At 43.5% G+C, this 22,187-nt stretch carries 15 protein-coding genes and 1 pseudogene; 9 read left to right on the forward strand and 7 right to left on the reverse strand.

The features are described from left to right. Positions 1 to 124 precede the first annotated feature (124 nt). Complete coding sequence (locus PPIS_RS02975; protein WP_010375444.1) at positions 125 to 4,330, reverse strand: DEAD/DEAH box helicase; 4,206 nt, start codon at positions 4,328 to 4,330, stop codon at positions 125 to 127. 205 nt (positions 4,331 to 4,535) lie between these two features. Continuing rightward, positions 4,536 to 5,792, reverse strand: coding sequence for an aromatic amino acid transport family protein (locus tag PPIS_RS02980; RefSeq protein ID WP_010375447.1), 1,257 nt, complete (start codon positions 5,790 to 5,792; stop codon positions 4,536 to 4,538). A 278-nt stretch (positions 5,793 to 6,070) separates the two neighbouring features. Here PPIS_RS02980 and PPIS_RS02985 point away from each other — a divergent pair, with 278 nt between their 5' ends. Next, positions 6,071 to 6,832 carry a peptidylprolyl isomerase gene (locus PPIS_RS02985; protein WP_010375449.1) on the forward strand — a complete coding sequence of 254 codons (762 nt, stop codon included), beginning with the start codon at positions 6,071 to 6,073 and terminating at the stop codon, positions 6,830 to 6,832. Between the two features lie 125 nt (positions 6,833 to 6,957). Here PPIS_RS02985 and PPIS_RS02990 read toward each other — a convergent pair whose 3' ends face one another. Together PPIS_RS02990 and PPIS_RS02995 are read right to left on the reverse strand one after the other, a co-directional pair. Continuing rightward, on the reverse strand, positions 6,958 to 7,188 hold the full coding sequence (locus tag PPIS_RS02990) for a hypothetical protein (protein WP_010375451.1): 231 nt from the start codon (positions 7,186 to 7,188) through the stop codon (positions 6,958 to 6,960). A 154-nt stretch (positions 7,189 to 7,342) separates the two neighbouring features. Continuing rightward, positions 7,343 to 8,938 (reverse strand): ABC-F family ATPase, encoded by a 1,596-nt coding sequence (locus PPIS_RS02995; RefSeq protein ID WP_010375453.1) that lies wholly within the window; start codon positions 8,936 to 8,938, stop codon positions 7,343 to 7,345. 247 nt (positions 8,939 to 9,185) lie between these two features. Between PPIS_RS02995 and PPIS_RS03000 the strand changes: the two genes are divergently transcribed. The 5 genes and pseudogenes from PPIS_RS03000 to PPIS_RS03020 all read left to right on the forward strand — a co-directional run bounded on the left by PPIS_RS03000 (position 9,186) and on the right by PPIS_RS03020 (position 15,278). Continuing rightward, complete coding sequence (locus tag PPIS_RS03000; protein ID WP_010375455.1) at positions 9,186 to 11,249, forward strand: T6SS phospholipase effector Tle1-like catalytic domain-containing protein; 2,064 nt, start codon at positions 9,186 to 9,188, stop codon at positions 11,247 to 11,249. Further along, positions 11,246 to 11,773 (forward strand): hypothetical protein, encoded by a 528-nt coding sequence (locus tag PPIS_RS03005; protein WP_010375457.1) that lies wholly within the window; start codon positions 11,246 to 11,248, stop codon positions 11,771 to 11,773. Before PPIS_RS03000 ends, PPIS_RS03005 begins: the two co-directional genes overlap by 4 nt. Before the next feature lie 70 nt (positions 11,774 to 11,843). Continuing rightward, positions 11,844 to 12,371 carry a hypothetical protein gene (locus PPIS_RS03010; RefSeq protein WP_010375460.1) on the forward strand — a complete coding sequence of 176 codons (528 nt, stop codon included), beginning with the start codon at positions 11,844 to 11,846 and terminating at the stop codon, positions 12,369 to 12,371. A 69-nt stretch (positions 12,372 to 12,440) separates the two neighbouring features. Further along, complete coding sequence (locus PPIS_RS03015) at positions 12,441 to 12,968, forward strand: hypothetical protein (protein ID WP_010375462.1); 528 nt, start codon at positions 12,441 to 12,443, stop codon at positions 12,966 to 12,968. A 151-nt stretch (positions 12,969 to 13,119) separates the two neighbouring features. Next, positions 13,120 to 15,278, forward strand: a pseudogene (locus PPIS_RS03020) (S46 family peptidase). 179 nt (positions 15,279 to 15,457) lie between these two features. Here PPIS_RS03020 and PPIS_RS03025 read toward each other — a convergent pair. Both PPIS_RS03025 and soxR read right to left on the reverse strand, forming a co-directional pair. After that, a complete protein-coding gene (locus PPIS_RS03025; protein ID WP_010375464.1) occupies positions 15,458 to 17,242 on the reverse strand; it encodes a DUF885 domain-containing protein in 1,785 nt (594 codons plus the stop codon). Positions 17,243 to 17,255: 13 nt separating this feature from the next. Then, a complete protein-coding gene (gene soxR / locus PPIS_RS03030; RefSeq protein WP_010375466.1) occupies positions 17,256 to 17,762 on the reverse strand; it encodes a redox-sensitive transcriptional activator SoxR in 507 nt (168 codons plus the stop codon). Positions 17,763 to 17,843: 81 nt separating this feature from the next. On the opposite strand from soxR, the gene PPIS_RS03035 reads away from it, so the two are divergent. Continuing rightward, on the forward strand, positions 17,844 to 18,299 hold the full coding sequence (locus PPIS_RS03035; RefSeq protein WP_010375468.1) for a flavodoxin family protein: 456 nt from the start codon (positions 17,844 to 17,846) through the stop codon (positions 18,297 to 18,299). Positions 18,300 to 18,504: 205 nt separating this feature from the next. Here PPIS_RS03035 and PPIS_RS03040 read toward each other — a convergent pair whose 3' ends face one another. Continuing rightward, the gene (locus PPIS_RS03040) at positions 18,505 to 20,139 is read right to left on the reverse strand and encodes a methyl-accepting chemotaxis protein (protein WP_010375470.1); all 1,635 of its coding nucleotides are present in this window, start codon (positions 20,137 to 20,139) and stop codon (positions 18,505 to 18,507) included. A 392-nt stretch (positions 20,140 to 20,531) separates the two neighbouring features. On the opposite strand from PPIS_RS03040, the gene PPIS_RS03045 reads away from it, so the two are divergent. Then, positions 20,532 to 20,963, forward strand: a complete 432-nt coding sequence (locus PPIS_RS03045) for a hypothetical protein (protein WP_010375472.1) — start codon at positions 20,532 to 20,534, stop codon at positions 20,961 to 20,963. A gap of 314 nt (positions 20,964 to 21,277) precedes the next feature. Next, the gene (cyoA, locus tag PPIS_RS03050; protein ID WP_010375474.1) at positions 21,278 to 22,186 is read left to right on the forward strand and encodes a ubiquinol oxidase subunit II; all 909 of its coding nucleotides are present in this window, start codon (positions 21,278 to 21,280) and stop codon (positions 22,184 to 22,186) included. Position 22,187 lies beyond the last annotated feature (1 nt).

Raw genomic sequence — 22,187 nt, forward strand, 5'->3', positions numbered from 1 at the left:
GGGGAAATAGCTTTAGTAGCTAGGCAAAAATTTTGCTATTTAGTTGTTCTAAATGAGAAATTTTTAACGAAGCTAATATGCTATTTCACCCTTCAAATTGATTGGAGAATTAATTCAATTGGTATTAAAGCGTCTCCTTGAGCATGGATAGTACATCGTTTACGTCTAGTTTCATCACCTTATCGGTGTTCGCGAGCAATTGATCCGCGAGGTCTTTTTTATGATGATGGAGCTCGACAATTTGTTCTTCAATCGTGCCTTTGGCAATTAAGCGATAAATAGTAACGGGGCGTGTTTGTCCCATTCTATGTGCGCGGTCTGACGCTTGCTCTTCAACCGCAGGATTCCACCAAGGATCCATGTGAATAACATAATCTGCCGCGGTAAGGTTTAAACCAGAGCCGCCGGCTTTGAGGCTAATTAAAAATACCTCGCCTTCACCTTTTTGAAACGCATTCACAGCCTGCTGACGTGCTTTGCTTGGGGTGCTGCCATCTAAATATTGAAACCTGATCCCACGTTTTTCCAAGCGAGCTTTAATGAGTTGCAAGTGGCCTACAAACTGACTGAATATAAGCGCCTTGTGATTGTTCTCTTGCAGCTCGGTCAGAAGCTCATCCAATGCCGCTAATTTCGAGCTGGTTATCTGACTTTCTGCCATTAACAGTTTTGGATGACAACAGGCTTGGCGCAAGCGGGTTAGTGCTGCCAGCATTTTAAAGCGTTGTTCGTTGGCACTGTCTTGCTGTGTTGACTGTGAAATTTCGTCAATGGCATTTTGGCGCAGCGCTTCGTAAAAGGTTTGTTCTTCTTGGCTCAATTGAATTGGTACATTGATCTCAGTGCGTGGTGGCAATTCGGTTAATACCTGATGCTTCATACGGCGCAGAATAAAAGGCTGGATCAGGTGTTTGAGGCCTTTACGGGCACGGTGTGCTGCTAGTTTATCTTCATTGGCGTTTTCAATGGGAGCGGAAAACTTCTCGCTAAAGCGCTTGAGGTTACCGAGCAATCCTGGGTTTACAAAACGAAAGAGTGACCAAAGCTCTGTGAGGTTGTTTTCTATTGGTGTCCCTGTGGTGATCAGCTTAAACTTGCCTTTGAGCGCGCAGGCGGCCTGAGTACGCTTTGCTAAAGGATTTTTTAGCGCTTGGGCTTCATCGGCGACAATGGTTTCAAAAGCGATAGGCTTTAAGATATCAACTTCGCGCTGTAGCAGACCATAGCTTAAAATTACACAATCCAGTGGTTGCAAGTTGCTCAGCATCTCAGCTCTGGCATCAGAATGTGGATAGTCAGAAAAGAGCTTCACCGACAAAGTTGGAGCGAATTTTTGGATTTCTTGTTGCCAGTTGAAGCAGACCGATGTTGGCGCGATGACAAGCGTCGGGCCGACATTGGCACGGGCCAATATCATCGCCAGCGCTTGGATGGTTTTACCCAATCCCATATCATCGGCAAGGCACGCACCTGCCCCCCAATGGGCAAGTCGCATAGCCCAGTCAAATCCCGCCTGCTGGTAGTCGCGAAGCTCGGCTTGTAATGTTGAAGGAAGCGTTGGAGTCAATCCGACGGCTTGCTGCATTTTTTCGTTTTGCTCTTCCCAGGCTGGCAAGGTTTTCATCCGCATTCCAGTGGTGGCTTCCGCAATTAACGGCGCGGCTAGCGGGTGAAACTTTCCGCCCTCGGTCGCGTTATTGAGCTGGTCAAGTTGCGCTTTTAAGTCACTTGAAAGGGCGAGTACTTGCTCACCGTCCAGCGCAATAAAGCGGCCATTGCTGGTGGCAACCATTTTGAGAAGCTGTTTCAGTTCGATAACTTGGTCATTACTTACTTGTAGCTCGCCGGTCATGTCGAACCATTCATTTTTCTTGCTCATGGCAAGTTGCAAATGTTGGCTTTCGAGCTTGCTACTGAGCTTAACCTTTTTACCTTTAGGCCATCTGAGCTTGAGTGCTATAGGGCAAGGCTCTTGATTAATCACCAGCTCAAGTTCTTGCAGCACCTCTAGCGCTGCGTCCACTTCGGCTAAACTTAAGCGATTATCCGTCATCTCCAAAAATAGCGGACAGTGCGTATCTAACTCATCCAATCTTTGCTGCTCAAGTAACAAGTTTCGGGTGGTGGATAAGCGTTTACCATCGATTTCGGCGCTGACAGTAGCAATACCGTGCCCGGGATGAAAAATCGGCCCTTTTTCGCCAAAGGGCATGACCACACAGTGAAAATCGAGGCCTTGATGATAAGGTTGAATATTAATAACAAGCGCTGATTGCGCCTCGATGCTATCCAGCCCAGTATCTATATCAGCTAAATCAGACTGTACATTAAGATAAGGTGCGATGGCTTTAATACTCGACAGCACTTTTTGTTTTGCACTGGCAGGCACGGTTAATCCAGATTCACCAATAATCTCAGCGACCTGTATATGTGATTGGTTAAACACAATAAACTCGTAGTGATGCTCAGCTTGCTGAATAAATGAGTAGGTTTGCGGTTGACCAAAATAGCTGGGTAAATTAGGAATAGAGAGCAGCAGATCGTCGCCATGTTGACGGATGTGTAACTCGGGAGATTTCTCGGCAATGGTAATGGCTTGTTTTAAGTCTTCTTCATGGTATAGGTTGGTGGCGCCGACTGCGGCTTTTAACGCGGGAATTCCAGCAAGGGCGTAGTCCGCACGACCATTGTAGCCATAACCTGACTGTGGTGCGATGGCATCGATCAGCTTTTTATCAGACTGGCTAATATAACTAAATTGCTCGGGGTGCTGTTTCAGTTGTTTGCAGGAAATTGGCTTACCTTTTCCCCAGCCTGTTTTACCTCGCTTTTGCTCGCGTGCTAAAAACTCAATATCAAAGCGACCTTGCCTAATTTGCCAAATCAGGCGAAATTGTTCGTCAACTTCTTGGTTGGTATTTGCGTTCGGGTTGAGCGCAATAAGCTTGTCCAGTGCCAGATCCCACGCCGTCTTTTTGGCAACGAGATGACTAACATTAAGCTTGGGATTAAACGCGAGCGGATATTGCTCACCGTGCATTGCCAGCATCAACTGCTTTGCAAGCCCAGCAAAAAGAGGTAAAGAGAGGCGCTCAAACGTTGCGATGCAGTCGTCGAGACTGGCAAGCGTTTTGGCATCTAAACTTTGATTACACCAGAAGTGTGCAAAGCAGTCGAGCAAGCGACCTAAGTAATAGTCAAAAACATGAGATTTCTTCAGGCTTGAATAATTTAAATGGGCGCTGCTGTAGCTACTGTTTTGCGACAAGCTCTCTGCGCAGTATAACAGCACGTTATTGGCAAAGAAGTTATTATAAGGTGCTTTGCTGTCTTGGCTTTCAAACTCAAGCTGTTGAGAGAGGGTGTCAAATAATGCGGCATCATGGCTATTGGCTTGCTGCAATAACGCCAACTTATGAAACAAACCCAGTGTTCTACCTAGGTACTGCTTTTTACGTTTGGTGATTTTGTCTTTGGCTTTTAGTGCTTGTTCAAAACAAACGATAAGGTCGTCGTGTTGTTGTAAAAAAGCAATGCTTGCCATAATTTGTGCACTATAAGCGGTTTGGATATTGGCCACCAACGCCTGAGCCTTATCCAATTGCAAGGTATAGATTTGATATTCTGCTAATAAACAGGTCAGTAGCGGGCTTTGTGTCTTGGCTTGAACCTGTGTGAGTATTTCAAGTGCATAGCTAATGCTGTGACCACCTTGTAGTAAGGTATATAGCAAGGTTGCAAAAGCTTGATATTGTAAGTCATCAGCAAGCGCCGAAAATCCTTCAACTGTAAAAGGATAAAAATACAGTGGTAATAGCACTTGATTGGTCTTATGGCACACCGCCTGTGGGTCTTTCGCCAGTCCTAAATGATTGCGGGCTTGTGGTAGTTGATTGATAAATAAAAAGTCTCGAATGAGTCGCTGTTCATCGGCAAATTGGCGTTCCCATTCATAAGCATTCAGTACAGGGATAAACTCTTCTGCGATGTTAAGGATTGCTAAAAACTGGCCATCAGCCATGACTCGATGGCTTAAACTGGTCGCGAGTTTTAGATTTATTTGCACTCCATCTTCGTTAAAAGTCACTAACCCGTCTGAGCGCCACTTCATAATTTGGCTATGACTCACACCTTGTTCAAAGTCATTTTCGGGGATGATCTCTTTTGCCACGAGCGCTTGAACTAGGCGTTTGAGTTTGATTGCTGAAACTGGTTTATAGACGACCGCCAGCACACTCAACAGCGTTTGCTCATGCACAGGTAGGTTATGCACTTGATTGATTAGGGCTGTGATTTCTTCGTTCATTGCTGGTGGAAAGTCAAAATTCATCGTTTGGTTGTAGTATTCAATTTAAGACACTGAAAACTACCATAATTTAGTCTGAACTGCCATGAAGATAAACAAAGTCAAAGTTCATTCTTCGGTTATGGTGGTTCATTCAATACACTGAAAACTAGTACTATTTAGTCTGAACTGCCATGAAGATAAGCAACAAGAAAAAAGAGAGGTGAGGGAGGCGATGCCTCCCTTTTGGTTAGCCTAGCATGTTATACAGTAATGCAGAAACCGCCAGCAAGCCGACGAATAGCACAAAATAAGTGCCAATGTGGCTTTTGTATTTTTGTAGTGCCGGTACTTTAAACACGGCAATGGTTGGCATGATAAACAAGATCATCGCAATGATCGGGCCTGAGATAGCTCCCATCATGTCCAAAATACTTGGGTTTAATACGGCGCATACCCAAATGGCAACAAACATAAATACCACGCCTAGCTTGTCAGCAAGCTTGTAGCTCATGCTCGTTTGCTTGGTTGCAAGGCCGTTAAAGCTTTCACGTGCACCAAGGAAGTGACCTAGGAAAGACGAAGTAATCGCGATAAATGCCACAAGAGGGCCAAGCATTTCAATAAATGGATTGTTATACACGTTAGCTAAATAGGATAAAACAGACACGTTTGCTGATTTTGCTTCTTCCATTTGTTCTGGTGTTAAAGAGAATACGCAGGAGAATACGAATAGCAAAACAAACACTATCAACATAATGGAGGTCGTACGAAGGATCGCTTCTGATTTTTGAACTGCCTCACTTTTGTAGTGACGACGCTGCACGTTAGCAAAGCTAGAAATGGCGGCTGCATGGCTAAATGAAAATACTACGATAGGAACGGATAGCCAAAGCAATTCGGTTAAGCTCGCAACATCAGGCGTGCTTACCACTGGCATTTGCCAGTTAGGTACTAAATAGAGTGACAAAAACAGTAATACCCCAACCAGTGGGTAAACCAAAATAGCAAAAGCTCGCAGTAGCAGCTTTTCGCCGCCAAGCATGATGGCAATCATGCCAGCAACGAGCAAACCAGAGAGCAAAATACGAGATGGCGACTCAAAGCCAAGCTGATTGACGATAAAGCTGTCGACGGTATTGGTTAGGCCAACACCATAAATAAGTAAAATAGGAAAAATAGAGAAAAAGTAAAGTAAGGAAATTAAACGGCCAGCACCTGCGCCGAAGTGCTCTTCTACTACATCCGTAAAGTCGGCATCTTTTTGCTTTGATGAAAGGACGAACCGGGCCAATCCTCGGTGTGCTAAAAAGGTCATAGGGAAGGCAAGCACGGTCATGATTAGTAGTGGCCAAAAACCACCAATACCAATGTTAATTGGCAAGAATAAAATACCTGCGCCGACCGCAGTGCCAAATAAACTTAACACCCAATGGGTGTCGTGTTGGGTCCAGCGCCCATCGCTGATGGTATTTATCTCCATCGTCGCTTCAGAGGAATTACTCATATACTTGTTGTCCTGGATTTAGAATTATAATCGGGCGCATCATATAAAAAATGACGAAGTGTTGCATGTATAAACCGTCTACTCCGAGGAGTTATGCGGTGAAATTCGTTTTTTTGACTAAAACTTGCTCAAGGTGTGGTGGGTTCCTAACCAGCTTTTGTAAATCTAAGTCTGCAAATGTTCTTAATTGTTACCACTGGCAATGAATTGCTAGCCGACTTATAAATAAATTTTTATTCTAGTTTGCAAAGAGAATTAAAATAACCAAGTGGAAAAGTATGTTCAAGCTAAACTCTCTATTGCTCGCTTCAACTTTGTTGGGAAGCTTCGCTGCTAATGCAACGATTGTCGAATTTCAAACTTCTCATGGTAGCTTTCAGGTCAATCTATTTGATGAAAGCACGCCTAAAACCGTGGAAAACTTTTTGAAATACGTAGATAACGGGCGTTATTCTGATACGGTTATTCACCGCGTTATTCCAGATTTTGTTGTGCAAGGCGGCGGCTTCAAATATGAAGGAGACGTGCCTCTTGACGCCATTGCTACTTACGATGCTGTAAAAAATGAACCAAAGTGGTCTAACGTAAAAGGCACCATTGCAATGGCAAAGGTAGCAAATAGACCTGACAGTGCGACAAGTCAATGGTTCTTTAATTTGGTAGATAACAGTAAAAATTTGGACGTTGACAACGGTGGCTTCACAGTTTTTGGTCAAGTGACTGGTGATGGCATGGAAATATTAGCAGCGATAGCAAAAATTCCTCGTTGTGGTAATGTGCCATTAGTTAACTTCACTGATGAACAGTGTAAAGATAGCAATAGTGAGCCGGGGGCAGCTAACTTTGTAACCATAAACGCAATTACTGTGCTGGATGATGACCCCAAATCAGCTCAAGGCTTAAGTCCAAAAGCAAATACCTTGATTGATCAAGTGCCTGATAAGCCTTCAACTGACTCTGATTCATCTGGCGGTTCAATGTTTGCCGGCCTTATGTTGTTGGCTGGTATTGTCGGATTTAGACGTAGATTTCATAGGTAACCAAGTCACTTTGGTTACAGATGCTAACGATAGCATCACAGTCCCTAGTTAACCTGATCTCGGGTTAATAACTTGGAAGCGCACTTCGGTGCGCTTATTTCTTTGTTATTAAGTTATTTTTTTCGTTATTTGTCTTCGCCAAACAGTGCAATTGCTTTTGTCGTCAAACTATACTGATCACGGCCATCCGCTTGGATAAGCCCTTCATTGAGGTGAGTAGTCACAACATCTTCAAGTAGTTGTTGATCTGCGTGTGGGAGTGAAAAAGTGTGGTGATTGATATCGCACGATTCTGGAAAGCTTGCTTTCAGCTTAGACAGCAACATTATTGAATACATATTCTGTAAACGTTCCATAGCCGACCCTTTTATTATTCCAATTTTTGCGAGAACAATCCTAACAGCAAAATTGCAGGTTTGTCTATTTTTTGTGCTGGTGAGTGAGGGGGGAATGATCTGCTGTTTTTAAGAAAATAAAAAGGGCCAATCATTGGCCCTTAACAGTCTAATCCTATACGGCTTCAGCGGCTTTCTTCGCGAGGTACTCGTCGTACGTACCATGGAAGTCGGTGATCTTACCGTCTTTAATTTCCCAAATGCGCGTTGCAAGTGATGAGACAAACTGACGGTCGTGCGATACGAAGAATAACGTGCCTTCGTATTGTTCAAGTGCCAAGTTGAGAGACTCAATTGATTCCATATCCATGTGGTTCGTTGGTTCGTCCATTAGTAGGATATTTGGCTTATGCATCATGATTTTACCAAATAGCATACGGCCTTGTTCACCACCTGAGATCACCTTAACTGACTTTTTGATGTCGTTTTGAGAGAACAGCATACGGCCAAGGAAGCCGCGTACGACTTGCTCATCATCGCCTGGCTGTTGCCACTGTTCCATCCATTGGAAAAGATCCAGATCTTTTTCAAATTCGTCAGCATGGTCTTGCGCATAGTAACCAATATTGGCGTTTTCTGACCATTTATACTCACCTGCTTGCGGCGCTTTACGGCCTGCTAAGGTGTTGAGTAGTGTCGTTTTACCGGCACCATTTTCACCGATGATGGCAACTTTCTCGCCAACTTCAACAAGGCCATTTAGGTCCGAGAATAGGGTGTCGTCATAACCTTGTGATAGCGAGATAAGCTCAAGTGCGTTACGGAATAGCGGCTTTTCCTGCTCAAAGCGAATAAATGGATTTTGACGACTTGATGCTTTAACTTCTTCCAGTTGGATCTTGTCAATTTGCTTAGCACGAGATGTCGCTTGCTTCGCTTTTGAGGCGTTTGCAGAGAAGCGCGAAACGAACTGCTGTAGCTCAGCGATTTGCGCCTTTTTCTTGGCATTGTCTGACAACAGGCGCTCGCGAGCTTGCGTCGCAGCAAACATGTATTCATCGTAATTACCTGAGTAAATACGCAGATCGCCATAGTCGATATCCGCCATGTGTGTACACACTGAGTTTAAGAAGTGGCGGTCGTGCGAGATGATGATCATAGTACAATCACGCTGATTCAATACGTCTTCCAACCACTTGATAGTATAGATATCCAAGTTGTTGGTTGGTTCGTCTAAGAGCATGATATCTGGCTCTGCAAATAATACCTGTGCAAGTAGTACACGCAGTTTCCAGCCCGGAGCAACTTCTGACATCAAGCCATAATGTTGCTCGGTTGGAATACCCACACCGAGGAGTAATTCACCCGCTTTTGCTTCTGCGGAATAGCCATCCATTTCAGCAAATTGCGTTTCAAGGTCGGCAACACGCATGCCGTCTTCTTCGCTCATTTCAGGTAATGAGTAAATGCGATCGCGCTCCTGCTTGATTTCCCACAGCTCTTTATGACCCATGATCACTGTGTCTACAACCGTATATTGCTCGTAGGCAAATTGATCCTGATTTAGCTTAGCGATACGCTCGTTTGGATCGTAGTTTACGTTACCTGCACTTGGCTCTAGCTCTTTGCTTAGGATTTTCATAAAGGTGGATTTACCGCAGCCGTTAGCGCCTATTAGGCCGTAGCGGTTGCCGTCACCAAACTTAACGGAAATATTCTCAAACAGTGGTTTTGCACCAAACTGCATAGTGATGTTGTTACACGAAAGCATAAATTTGACTCATTACTGACAATTGCGGCGATCCTATCATTTATGGGTGACAAATGATGTAAAAAGTTTGGCTAACTCACACATTACTTTTGCGGCTGATATAGCAAAGACCTAGGTGTTGAAAACTTACCGCCATAAGACGTTTTATTTACGATTTTATTAAATTTTATTTACCAATTAGGTGGTTAAATGTTAGTCTTTTTTAATACGAAAGGATGGTATAAAAAACTAACTCTGGTGAACAAGGATGAAAATAGTTGAAGAAAAACATAATTGGTTGATTGACCAACAAATCGATGAGCTGGAAGTCTTACCACCCCATACCGCAACCGCTCATTTACCGTCAGAAATTAGAACGCAACTTAAGCCTCATGCCAGTGATTGGATAGTATTGCAACAAAGACATAATTGGCGCCATGTTAAGCGTGACGAATTTACTCGTGTTTTTATAAAGACCAAAAAGGGCTTACAAAGTGTAAGGTCTGGCAGTGCTGCCGGTTCTAAAGAGCAGCTAATCATCGTTAAACGCAAGTCTTATTTCAAAGCAGAGATTAGAAACAATGCCTTTACAAGCAGTGGTGGGGTTGATCCTAATCAGCCCATTGGCGCAAGCCAATTAGACCCGTTAACACCGGTTGAACAGGTATTGGCCTCGATTAACGTCGATAAATCACCTGAAGTGGCTGAAAAGCGCATATTGGTGTCGCTGGAAGGGGAGTTGGCGGTGAGTTTTGTGATCCAAGGTGCTAATACTCCCACATTGTCCAGAGCCTCTGAAGGGGCAACACAAACGTCTCTGATATTCGGCAAGTTGAATGAAGATGGTCGCTATAGCCTAAAAGCAAAAATCTTAGGTGTGCCGGAGCAGGTGCTTTTTAACAATGTGCCATATGCAGACCTACTTGATATAGAAAAAGTAAAAGCACTTAAGATTGGCGCTGATGGTGGAGTGCAGCTGATTAAACACAGAGTGTCAGGTGAGGGTAATATACACCTATATTTTATTAGCGAGCCACCGAGTATCGGGATCTTCTTTGATGGTACAGGCAACAACAAGTACAACGATATTTTGGACCCCTTTGATGATAAAGAGCCGACGAATATCGCTAAGCTTCATGAGTTGTATGAAATGGATGATAAATTTCATTTTAAACACTATGTCGAAGGCGTAGGCACTAAGGCAGGAGAAGGTAATAGTACAATTGATTTAGCCGTTGCCTACTCTTTTGATGAGAGATTGGTAAACACTCTTGTTAAATTTAGCTTTTTCTTAAAAGGTAAATATATTGAGTTATGTAGCACTGTGTTACTCGACTGTTTTGGTTTTAGCCGTGGCGCAGCGGCAGCAAGAGCATTTGTTAATCTGATCAATGAAATGAGAGAAAAGCAAGATACTAAATTAGCGAATAAAGAGGTGGTATTTCGCTTTGTTGGAATTTTCGATACTGTCGCTTCGATAGGGGGGGATGGAGATAATGATCATAGTGAGCTGTATGCTAGAGATGAGTTAGAGAAGGCAGCTAGACTCGATCTCAATCAGGCCAGCGCAGGGGCTGTGTATCACTTAACGGCTTGGGATGAGCGGCGTGATAAGTTCCCACTAAGCTCGTTAAAAAATAAAGATGGTAGCTTGTTTGTTAACCATAAAGAAGATTATCTGCCAGGCGTTCATTCTGATATTGGGGGCGGGTATGCCCCTATCAGTATTGATATTGAATATCCTTTAAAGCGCATTCGTGGTATTCCCGGAAATCCAGAGCATGAAGCAAAAGTACAACAGGCAAAGTTAGCAATTGAACATAAATATCAGTGGCCAGGTATTAACGTAGATATGGCCTATCGCTTTAAAAGACTAGGATACGGTGCTAGTCGCTCGGGAAGAGACAGGGATTTTTACACCACATACCGACCTGTTTGGAGACGTAAAATAGATAATACCCTTGCCCATTTTGGACTGCACCAAATGTATAACGAGGCGGTGCAACATGGCGTTCCACTAAACGAAATGGCGCGTCTTCAAAGTATCTATCCCTATGAACTTAGCAACGAGGTCGCAACTTTGGTGCCAAAAGCGCTTAAAGCTGGGCCAACAAGCCAAGCTTGGCAGAAGTTATATGAGCATTATATTCATATTAGTTCTCGGTTTACGGGAACTATGGATAAACTGGCTCACGGTGAGGAAACAAAAGCAAAGGACGTGACTGAAAATGGACAAAGGGAAATGTTTTACAATAATGCAAAAGCGCTACCGCAGGTGCGAGTGTGGAAAGCGTATAAAAATGGAAATAAATCAATTTGGAGAAAAGGATGATTAATAGGCTCTATACCGTTTTAGTGGCAGTAATACTGCTGTGCAGTTGCTCTTCACATACCGAGCTAGAAAAATTAAATATAGCTATATCTGCGTATGAAAAAAGCGATTTGATGGTGAAACTGATATTTGATGATAGGTTTTCACCCCCAGCTGGCTCAATAGGTTGTTGTTGGGGAAATGCTAATGCAAATAGTACGTTTTGGGGAGCTGAGATTCCACATAAAGTAGAAGCGCAGTGGTGGGACTACAAGCAGGGAAAACACTATCGTGCAACGCTATCTGTGCAGCGTGACAAGGCATACAAAATCGCGGGTAATTTACCTAGCATTACCCATTACACAGGTGAAACAGAAGCCGATCTTGAGCCCTATATTATCTTTGGTTTTGGTGAAAAGGGTGAAGTAAAAATGTGGATTTCTAATGCACCGTTTGATGGCGTCGAAGGACGAATTTTAGAGGAAATTGGCTCGGCGCAAGCGACTTGGGAACATTTTGAATTAACCGATGAGATGTTTAATTAGATAAGCGCCCACAATCCAAAGTTAAAGTCAAAAGCAAATAAGACTAGGGATGTTCGACTTGGAGAAAAGGATGACAAATAAACTCTACATCATTTTGTTGCTAGTAATACTGCTTTGCAGTTGTTCTTCACGCACAGAGCTCGAAAAATTACATATAGGTATTTCCGCTTATGAAAAAAGTGACCTGATGGTAAAGCTTATATTTGACGATAGATTTTCCCCTCCCGCAGGTGCTATAGGCTGTTGCTGGGGGAACGCTCAAAAGAAAGGTGTGTTTTGGGGAGCTGAGATCCCACATAAAGTTCAAGCAGAATGGTGGGATTATAAGCAAGGTAGGCATTATCGTGCTGTGTTTATAGTACAGCGAGACAAGGCATACGAAATCGCGGGTAATTTACCGAGTGTGACTTATTACACAGGCAAAACGGAGACCGATGTTAATCCTTATATCATCTTTGGGTTTGGTGAAAAGGGAGAAGTAAAAATGTGGATTTCTAATGCACCGTTTGATGGCGTCGAAGGACGAATTTTAGAAGAAATTGGTTCGGCACAAGCGACTTGGGAACCCTTTGAATTAACCGATGAAATGTTTAATTAGATAAGTGCCCACAATCCAAAGTTAATATCTAAAACGAATGAGACTGGGATGTTCGAATTGGAGAAAAGGATGTTCAATAAGCTCTCTACCGTTTTACTGGCATTAATACTGCTTTGCAGTTGCTCTTCACATACCGAGCTAGCACAGTTGGATATAGGTATTTCAGCTTATGAAAATAGTGACTTGATGGTCAAAATAGTGTTTGATGATAAATTTTCTCCACCTGCAGGAGCGATAGGCTGTTGTTGGGGAAATGCTCAGAAAAAAGGATCGTTTTGGGGTGCTGAAATCCCACATAAAGTGGATGTTGAATGGCGAGACTACAAGCAAGCAAAACTCTACAGAGCTTCATTCAAAGTTCAGCGGAAGAAAGCCTACCATATAATTGACGAATTGACTCCTGTTACATTTGCATCAGGACGTGTTGATGATGCTGTGAATCCATTCATCATTTTTGGGTTTGGTGAAGGAGGTGAGGTAAAAATGTGGATTTCTAATTCAGCATTTGCAGGAGTTAAAGGGCGCATTTTAGAAGAAATTGGTTCAGCACAGGCGACTTGGGAGGCCTTTGAATTAACCGATGAGATGTTTCGTTAAAAAAGTGAAAACTAGGCGTTTTATCTTGGTATTTTCTGCATGGTTGTTTACATCGGTTTATCGAATTCCACCGAAATAAATTGCTATTTGGCGCTATCTTGGGTCACATTACTGACCGCAATTAAAATAATATAACATTTAGGATTGGAATATGCGTATTAAAGCTATCTCCGCGGCCATGGTGTTGGCCTTTTCTCAGTACGTTGCTGCCGATGAAGGCATGTGGCAACCACATCAACTACCTGAACTTGAATCTATTTTAAAGTCTAAAGGACTAGAGATTGATGCTAAGTCAATTTCTAAACTCACAGAGTTCCCGATGAATGCGGTGATTAGCTTAGGTGGCTGTACGGCGTCATTTGTCTCTCCTAAAGGTCTGGTGGTGACAAATCATCACTGTGCATACGGCTCTATTCAATACAATTCAACAACAGATAACAATATTCTTGAGAATGGCTTTTTAGCAAAACAGCCAAGTGAAGACTTGCCAGCGGCACCGGGCTCACGCGTTTTTGTGACAAAAGAAGTGTCGAACGTAACGGATAAAGTTAATGTTGGGACAGACTCACTGACCGGTAAAGCACGTTTTGATGCCATTGACAGTAAGCGCAAACAACTTGTTGCCGAGTGTGAGCAAGATGAAAGCTATCGCTGTAATGTTTACACCTTTCATGGTGGATTGGAATATTACCTCATTAAATCGCTAGAGATAAAAGACGTCCGTCTGGCATACACGCCAGCGATGGGCGTGGGCAAATATGGCGGCGATATAGATAACTGGATGTGGCCTCGTCACACTGGCGACTTTGCTTTTTACCGTGCATATGTGGGTAAAGATGGTAAGCCAGCTGAGTTTTCTAAGGATAACGTACCTTATAACCCTGAGTCGTTTTTGAATGTGAGTGCAAAAGGCGTGCAAGAGGGCGACTTTGTAATGGTGGCGGGTTATCCGGGTCGTACCAACCGCTATCGTATTGCTTCTGAAGTGGATTATGTGTTTAACACGGTTTACCCCATGGTACGCAAACATAACTCTAAGTATGTGGAACTGATTGAAGAAAACGCACCGGAAGGTTCACAAGCTCGTATCGCCTATGAAAGCACCATCGCAGGTTACAACAATTACATCAAAAACTTTGGCTCTATGATTGAGAGCTTCAAAAAAGGCAGTATGTATAGCCGCAAGCAGCAATTTGAGCGCGATCTTAGCACTTGGATTAATGCTGATGCAGACCGTAAAGCAAAGTATGGTGCTGTACTAAACGAATTGAGCGAGTTGGTTGCTCAATCTCAAACTCATTATGAGCGTGATATGATGGTTGGCTATATCCATCGCTCACAAATGATGTCTACTGCGCGTAAGCTTTATCGCTTGGCGGTTGAAAAACAAAAGCCTGATGCTGAGCGTGAGAGTGGCTATCAAGAACGTGATATGCCAAAAATCAAAGCGGGGCTTCAGCGTATGACGCGCCGCTATGATGAAACAGTTGATAAAGCGATTATGCTTTACTTCATGGAGCTTTATGCAGCCTTGCCAAAAGAAGCGCGTTTAGCTGAAGTCGATAAGCAGCTGCAACTTGAAAGCGGCTTCAATAAAGCAAAACACCAAGCGCTGCTAGATGAGATGTATGCTAACTCTAAGCTTGCTGATGAAAAAGCCCGTCTTTGGATGTTAGACTTAGAGCTTGAGCAGTTAAATCAAAGCTCTGATCCATTCATTCAATATGCAAAAGCGATTTTTGCAGTGATGAAGCAAATCGAAGATGAAGAAAAAGAATTGGCTGGTAAGCAGCAATCTGCACGTCCTGCCTTAATGGAAGCTATTATTGCTTACAACAAGTCGCAAAATAAGCCAGTTTATGCAGATGCTAACAGCACACTCCGCGTCACTTACGGTACGGTAGGTGGCTATTCACCGCAAGATGGCTTAGTGGCAACGCCATTTACTTCACTTGAAGGACTGATGGCTAAAAATACCGATGCTGAACCATTTAACGCGCCGAAAAAGCAGCAGCAATTGATCCGCGAAAAAGTATATGGTCAATATACAGGGGCATGAATACCGTACCGGTGAATTTCCTTTCAAACGTGGACACCACAGGTGGAAACTCTGGCTCGCCGACCTTAAATGGGAAAGCGGAGTTAGTAGGTTTACTGTTTGATGGTGTATATGAAAGCATTATTGGTGACTGGGATTACGATAAAAACCTAAACCGCTCAATTCATGTTGATTCGCGTTACATGTTATGGGTAATGGACAAGGTTGATAATGCGCAAAACCTGCTAGATGAAATGAAGATAGTAAAGTAGGTCGACCTTTAGGTCGACAATCCCCCAACGTTTAAAGGGTAGACTTTAGGTTTAAAGGGTAGCCTTTAGGTTTATAGGGTACCCTCTAGATTAAAACGTTAGTCGGCCTAAAGGCCGACCTACGGGAGATATCAATTTTTCGAAAAAATAATGCCGGCCATTAGGCTGGCATTATTATGTTACTTCGCCATTAACTGGCGGATATACTTCACCGGAGCACTACCAAAGCTTAAGAATTCTTCATGGAATGCTTTTAAGTCAAATTCCTTTCCAAGCATTTGTTTTTGCGTTTCACGGAAGTCGTAAATTTCGCGATAACCAGAGTAATAGCTGGTTAATTGTACTTGGCTCAAGGTTGCACGGCGCCATTTACCTTCGGCTTCTGCACGCTCTTGGAAAGCTCCATTCATCAGCAGATCTAAGCCTTCTTCTTTGCTTATTCCTTTTACTTGGATACCGTAATCTAGGATGGTGTTACAGATCACACGTAGATTCCACTTGTAGTACATTAACCACATTTCAGGCTCAAAGTTACCATAGCCTTCTTCTAGCATCATGCGCTCAGTGTATACTGCCCACCCTTCAATCATCGCGCCATTGCTTAAGATACTCTTCACCAAAGACGGAGATTCGTTAGAGTAAACCAACTGAGTGTAATGGCCTGGCACGGCTTCATGAATATTTAGGATCTGCAGGATCCAATGGTTGTATTCACGTAGATACGATTCAGCTTGCTCGTCGCTCATTGAGTCCAGCGGAGACACGTTATAATAGGTGTTCTCCTTTTTGTCGTATGGGCCCGGAGCACTGATTGAAGCGCCAGCAAAGCCGCGCATATATTCAGGCGTTTCGCGAACAACTAGCGGCTTTTCAGGGTCTAGCGTGATGAGATCCTTTTCCATCACAAATTTTTCAAGCTCTGGAATTTGCGCCTTGATTTCGCTCACAAAGTTTTCACGCTTTACGTGTTTGACCGAAAGATGCTTGATAAGCGTGGCAATCGCATCAATGTCAGATTTTGGGCGTGGCTTGTCAGCAAAATACTTTGGCCAGAGTTGATCAACAATCTTAACCATTTCATTAGTAACACGGGCTTTGTCGGCCATTGCCTTTTCATACATTTGCTTGGCGGTGTAGCCAGACTGAATATCAAAGGCAAATTTTTCTTCGTACAGCTTCTCACCAATTCTAAATGAGCGCGCATTACCGTTTTCGCTTAACTCTTTTTCAAGGTTGCTAAGGTAAGATACATATCCATTGATGGCAGATTTCGCGGCAGCGAAGCGCTGCTTGAATAGGGCTTTTTCCTCGGCTGTTAATAATGAAGTCGCGAGTTTATCAAGCAACTCGTCGTTTAATACACTAAATGCGCCTTGGTTTTGTGCAATCGCAAGCTGAGTATATTCAAGCGTTGGATTGTTAATATTGTTTTGTGCTGCTTCATAATACGCTGGCACATATTGAAGACGTGCTAAAACGAGCTTGAGCTTTTCGTCATCCGTTTTAAAGCGGCTGTTGAGTATCGTCGCAAAGCCATAAGAAACATTGTAGTTTGACGGATTCCACTGCCAGCTTTTAAAGGTTTCAATATGCCAGATATCGCGTTTTAGGCGATTTTCAATCAAGTGATAATCGATTTTTTGACTATTGCTTAAGTTAGCAAGGTCGAACTGTTGTAACTTAGCCAGTTGCGCCTGAGAGAAGGCAACACTTGCATCACGAGTCGCTTGGGTTGGTACCGTGATAATATCGTCGTACTTGCCAAAGCCTGCCCAGAGCGACGCTTCTGGGTACTGTTTCCATAAGTCATTGATAAATTGCTGAGAAAAGTCAGCGAATTGTGCATTTGTTGCTACTGTTTGCTGTGAAGCTGAAGGCGTCGTCTCGACAGACGAAGGAGAAAGTGAGCAGCCAGTTAGGCCCATTGCCATGGCTAGCGCCATGCACAAGGCAGTCTTTTTCATTATTGTGTCCTATTTAATGGTTTTCGCTATCATAACAAGATTTTGCTTTATTTGCTTTGTCTGGCTCATCCAACCACACTGCACCGTTAGCCTCTTTGGCAACGATGTCATCGGGGTTGTAGATAGGGCATGATTTCATCGACAAACAGCCACAGCCAATGCAACCATCGACATAGTCTCTTAAGCGCTGCATGTAAGCGATTTTTTCGTCCAGCTTTGCTTGCCAGGCTGTAGAAAGTTTGGCCCAGTCCGCTTTGGTTGGTGTTCTTGAATCGGGTAGGGTATCAAGGGTTTCTTTTATCTCCCCTAGGGTTATCCCCATTTTTTGACCAGCTTTAATAATGGCAATTCGGCGCAACACATCCTTTTTATAACGGCGCTGATTACCGTTATTACGCCAACTGCGAATAAGCCCTTTGTTCTCATAGAAATGCAGTGCAGACACCGCAACGTCAGCTCTTTGGGCAACCTTACCGACGCTGAGGTTTGGCTCGTCTCTTAATAATTTTTCAGTTTTCATAAATTAGTACTTTACCTTAACTTAAGGTGAGGTTTTAAGGTAGCACCCAATTTATTATTAGTGCAACTGGAATTGAAGATTATGAAAACAGTCGTTATTTACTCAAGCTCAAACCCCAATGGAAATACCTACCAATCTGCAAAGGCACTAGCAGAAGAAAAAAGAGCTGAGCTCATCTATTTAGACCGTTATAAAATTGGTGAGTATTGCTACAAACACTCTCACAGTGATGATGACTTTGTTAACCTTTTTAGATGGGTACTTGGTTTTGAGCACATCATTTTTGCATCCCCCGTTTATTGGTATGCAGTGACACCAAGAATGAAGGCATTTATCGACAGAATAACCGACTTTATGGACATCGAAGCGTTAAAGCCTGAGCTTAGAACACTACGTGAAAAGCAGTTTTCTATCTTGTCGACCTCATGCCAAGAAAAAGCACCGGCACCATTTACTGAGATGCTGGTGGGGACCTTTGAATATTTGGGTATGAAATTACAAGAGCAGCGTCACGTCCATTATCCTTATGCTGATTAATCGCTGTGGATTTTGTTGGGTGGGGTTGTGTGACGATGGCTTTTAAAGATCGCTGCGTAAAGCAGCTCCTACTCTGGAGTAAAACCAGTCTGATATAACGGTGGTTTACCCGCCGAGCAGGTTGTGACTGGCGCGCTAAATCCATTTGCTACCCAACATCTCTCAGCGGAAGTACGCACTTCCGCCTGTGCGAATAGGTGCAAGGTCACACCTTAAATTCATTTACCATTTGTGAGAGTCGTTGTGACATTTCGCTTAATTGCTGACTCGACGCTTTGGTGTGTTCAGCGCCAAGAGCGGTTTGGTTTGCCACTGTTGCGATACCACTGATGTTGTCAGTCATCTCATTAAGATCTTCGGATTGCTTTTCACTCCAGGTGGCGATATTAACGTTAATATCATGCACAGTTGCGATGGAGAGGTTGATTTGCTCCAGTGCATGCTTACATTCTTGGCTCACTTTGAGGCTTTGCTCGGATGCTGCGCGGCAACTCTCCATTTCTTCAACGGTTGTGGCGACGCCATTGTGCAGTTTATCAATGATCGCTTGAATGTCATCGGTAGATTGTTGCGTACGCTGAGCTAGTGTTCTTACCTCATCGGCCACCACGGCAAAACCGCGACCTTGTTCTCCTGCTCTGGCAGCCTCGATGGCCGCATTCAATGCTAATAAGTTAGTTTGATCTGCCACTTTTTTAATGACATCAAGCACTGCACCAATCTCGGTTGATGAGCGTTGTAGTTCGAGCACAGCTTGTTGCGCTGAGTCGACGCTACGAGAGGCATGCGCTATGACTGCTACATTTTCGTCTACATGCGTCAGCCCTTGGGTCGTCAGTGTGGTTGTCTCTGTCACTTTATCAAGCGCACGCTTTGACTCATTATTGACAGCTTGTGCCACTTGATTAAGCGATTGCATGCGGTTTTGCACTGATTCTGTTTCACTGTTTTGTTGTCCAATACCAGCTTGGATCTGCTCGGTAATACAGGATAACTCCTCTGCTTGGGAAGCCAAAGAATGGGTGTTTTCGTTGATATCATGCAGTACATCACGAAAATGCGAGTTCATTTTATTAAATGCGATAGCCATTTGGGCAAGCTCGTCTTTACCGTGGCTTTTCAGTGCAATGGTGAGGTCTTTTTGCGCTGAAATGAGTCCCATAGTGCGGGTGAGCTTATCCAGTGGCTTGGTAATATTTTTGCTGATCAAGCTCGAGAGGAAAATAAGTAAGATCGCATAGCCGAGCGTTTCAGCAGTCATCAACATGAGTCGGTCATAAAACTGTTCTTCAACGTCTTGCAGGTAAATGCCTGTCCCAATTGCCCAGTTATAGTGCCCTAAGTTAACAATATAAGAGAGCTTGCTCTCAAGCTCCTTTGTCCCCGGTTTTGGCCATTGATATTGGGCAAAGCCCTGTTGATTTTGATTGGCAATGACGACGAACTGGCTGAATGCCTCGCGAATAAAGCGTTCATGATGGTGAGTCATTGAGGTGCCGTTGAGTAGTGGCTTAATGGGATGCGTTACCATATTCCCGTTTAAGTCAAATAAGAAGAAGTAGCCTGCATCACCATAGCGTGCAGCATCAATGAGCTTTTTTATTTTTTCTTGTCTTTGTTGTGGAGTGAGCGAGGTCTCGGTGGCAACCATATTAAGTTGTGCAACTGTGGTTTCCATTAGATTTTTTGCATTAATGCGCCTTTCGTACGTTAAGCTGTCTCGTAAAACGAGCGCTGATGAGAGCTGCACAAGGGCAATGATCACGACAGACAAAAGCAGACTGAGTCTGAGTTTATTGGGCACTTTCATCAAACCTAGGAGTTTATTCAGCTGCTTCATGAGTTCCTCTAGTAACAAAGAATTAGTTAAAATGACAGCGATGTCAATTGGCGGGGATCATACTTAGAACGAACCAAAAATAAATAGCATGAACAAGAGATGAATAAGGTGTTAAGCTGTGCAGACGGCTATCTGATTGATAGTTAATAGAAATGTTAATATTCACGTTTTGTAAATGATTGTGAATGAGAACTATTGTTAATAAGTAAGTGTAAGGGTTTTGTCTTAGGGAAGAATGGAGGTTAGGGATAGATCAAGAAAATTTGATATAGATCATTGCAGATATCGCTTGAATCGAATAACGACTTTGTTATACTCGCTGCGAATTTTCAGTTTAGACTGAAAGTTCTGAACTAATTAATTCTATCAAGATAAAAACATCAGGATAATCTGTGCCACTGTTAAGCTATGTTCGACATACTGCTACTACTGACGACACAACCTATAAAGGTTGTACGGTCACGCGTGCGCAGTTATTCGGTCGTATTTTCAGTGTGCTAAGCGCATTGATGATGTTTAACACGGCATTATTATTCACTGGCATGCTAGGTGATGTAGCTGAATTAGAAGCACTTTTTGCAGATAATTCACTACCTGACTCTGTTTTGGTGATGCTTGGAGAGTTTTGGGCTCAGCCTATCTTGTCATTACAATTATTGATAGGTCTTTATTGGTTAGTTTTCCATACTATTTTGCCTACACGCGCGGGCGTTGTCCTGCGTAAAACGGCATTCGCCTCTACTGAGGCTATTCAACCTCAACCGGTGCCTAGCGCACATGGTTGTCGTGCTCCTCCTTTTGGGTACAGCTGTCTGTTTGCGTAATCGCAATATTTGAGTCCAGTGCGTTTGATTTACGCGATTTGGATCAGCAGTCAGCAATTCAGTTTCAATTACATTAATCGGCTACTTACAGTCCTTTTAGGGCAAATTGTAAGCTTGGTAAATGTGATTGTCCGTTTACTGTATCGATTATTTGGTAAATGGTTAGTGACTGGTATCAAAGGAGCGTTTCCCTTCACTAATGCATTTTCCCTGATGGATACAGTGCAATTCGAACTTGTGCAGCATAGCTTGCACAAATAGATACTCAGCGCGCTTGATAAATAAGCCGCAGCTTATCGTTGAAGGGTAATCAATTGAATAAACGTAGTGTTGTGAATTATGCGTTCGCTTCATTGGGGCTTATGCTCACCGGCTGTAGTGGTGGCATTTTAGATCCCAAGGGGCAAATTGGCATGGATGAGAAGTCCTTGATCATCATTGCCACTGTACTGATGTTACTCGTTGTAGTACCAGTTATTATTCTTACCTTATATTTTGCGTGGAAGTACCGAGACGGTCGTGACCACGAGATCTATGCACCTAAATGGGCTCACTCTAACAAAATAGAAGCCGTGGTTTGGACCATTCCGATTGTGATTATTATTGTACTTGGGGTGATCACTTGGCGCTCTACACAATCACTTGATCCGTACAAGCCGTTGGAAGGCAAAGGAGAACACCTTACCATTCAGGTGGTATCGCTCAACTGGAAGTGGTTATTTATCTATCCAGAACAAGGTATTGCCACCGTGAATGAGCTGGTGTTTCCAGCGAATGTACCGGTGGAGTACAAAATCACTTCTGAAAGCACCATGAACTCTTTTTTCATTCCTCAGCTTGGTAGCCAAATCTACTCGATGGCTGGAATGGAAACGCAGCTTCACCTGATTGCTAACGAACCGGGGACGTTCAAAGGCTTTTCTGCCAATTACAGCGGAGCAGGCTTTACGGGAATGAAGTTCGATGCCATTGCGACCAAAGACAAAGCGGATTTTGATAACTGGGTTGCCGACATTAGAGCTAACGGTGAAGCCTTAACCGCTGGTCGTTATGCGAAGCTGGCTGAGCCTTCGGAATATCACCCCGTTGAATATTTTGGCTCGGTAGAGCAGGGCTTATTCCACACCATAGTTATGAAGTACATGCAGGGCCATGGCGAAATGAGTTATTACGCCAAACCAGAGCATGCAGCGCATCAACATCACGGCAAAGCTGAGGAGTAAT

This window comes from Pseudoalteromonas piscicida, from assembly GCF_000238315.3.
GTDB lineage: Bacteria > Pseudomonadota > Gammaproteobacteria > Enterobacterales > Alteromonadaceae > Pseudoalteromonas > Pseudoalteromonas piscicida.

Excerpts from the sequence above, each read along its gene's own strand:
- PPIS_RS02975 (WP_010375444.1), bottom strand. The coding sequence starts at position 4,330 with ATGAATTTTGACTTTCCACCAGCAATGAACGAAGAAATCACAGCCCTA.
- PPIS_RS02980 (WP_010375447.1), bottom strand. The coding sequence starts at position 5,792 with ATGAGTAATTCCTCTGAAGCGACGATGGAGATAAATACCATCAGCGAT.
- PPIS_RS02985 (WP_010375449.1), top strand. The coding sequence starts at position 6,071 with ATGTTCAAGCTAAACTCTCTATTGCTCGCTTCAACTTTGTTGGGAAGC.
- PPIS_RS02990 (WP_010375451.1), bottom strand. The coding sequence starts at position 7,188 with ATGGAACGTTTACAGAATATGTATTCAATAATGTTGCTGTCTAAGCTG.
- PPIS_RS02995 (WP_010375453.1), bottom strand. The coding sequence starts at position 8,938 with ATGCTTTCGTGTAACAACATCACTATGCAGTTTGGTGCAAAACCACTG.
- PPIS_RS03000 (WP_010375455.1), top strand. The coding sequence starts at position 9,186 with ATGAAAATAGTTGAAGAAAAACATAATTGGTTGATTGACCAACAAATC.
- PPIS_RS03005 (WP_010375457.1), top strand. The coding sequence starts at position 11,246 with ATGATTAATAGGCTCTATACCGTTTTAGTGGCAGTAATACTGCTGTGC.
- PPIS_RS03010 (WP_010375460.1), top strand. The coding sequence starts at position 11,844 with ATGACAAATAAACTCTACATCATTTTGTTGCTAGTAATACTGCTTTGC.
- PPIS_RS03015 (WP_010375462.1), top strand. The coding sequence starts at position 12,441 with ATGTTCAATAAGCTCTCTACCGTTTTACTGGCATTAATACTGCTTTGC.
- PPIS_RS03025 (WP_010375464.1), bottom strand. The coding sequence starts at position 17,242 with ATGAAAAAGACTGCCTTGTGCATGGCGCTAGCCATGGCAATGGGCCTA.
- soxR (WP_010375466.1), bottom strand. The coding sequence starts at position 17,762 with ATGAAAACTGAAAAATTATTAAGAGACGAGCCAAACCTCAGCGTCGGT.
- PPIS_RS03035 (WP_010375468.1), top strand. The coding sequence starts at position 17,844 with ATGAAAACAGTCGTTATTTACTCAAGCTCAAACCCCAATGGAAATACC.
- PPIS_RS03040 (WP_010375470.1), bottom strand. The coding sequence starts at position 20,139 with ATGAAGCAGCTGAATAAACTCCTAGGTTTGATGAAAGTGCCCAATAAA.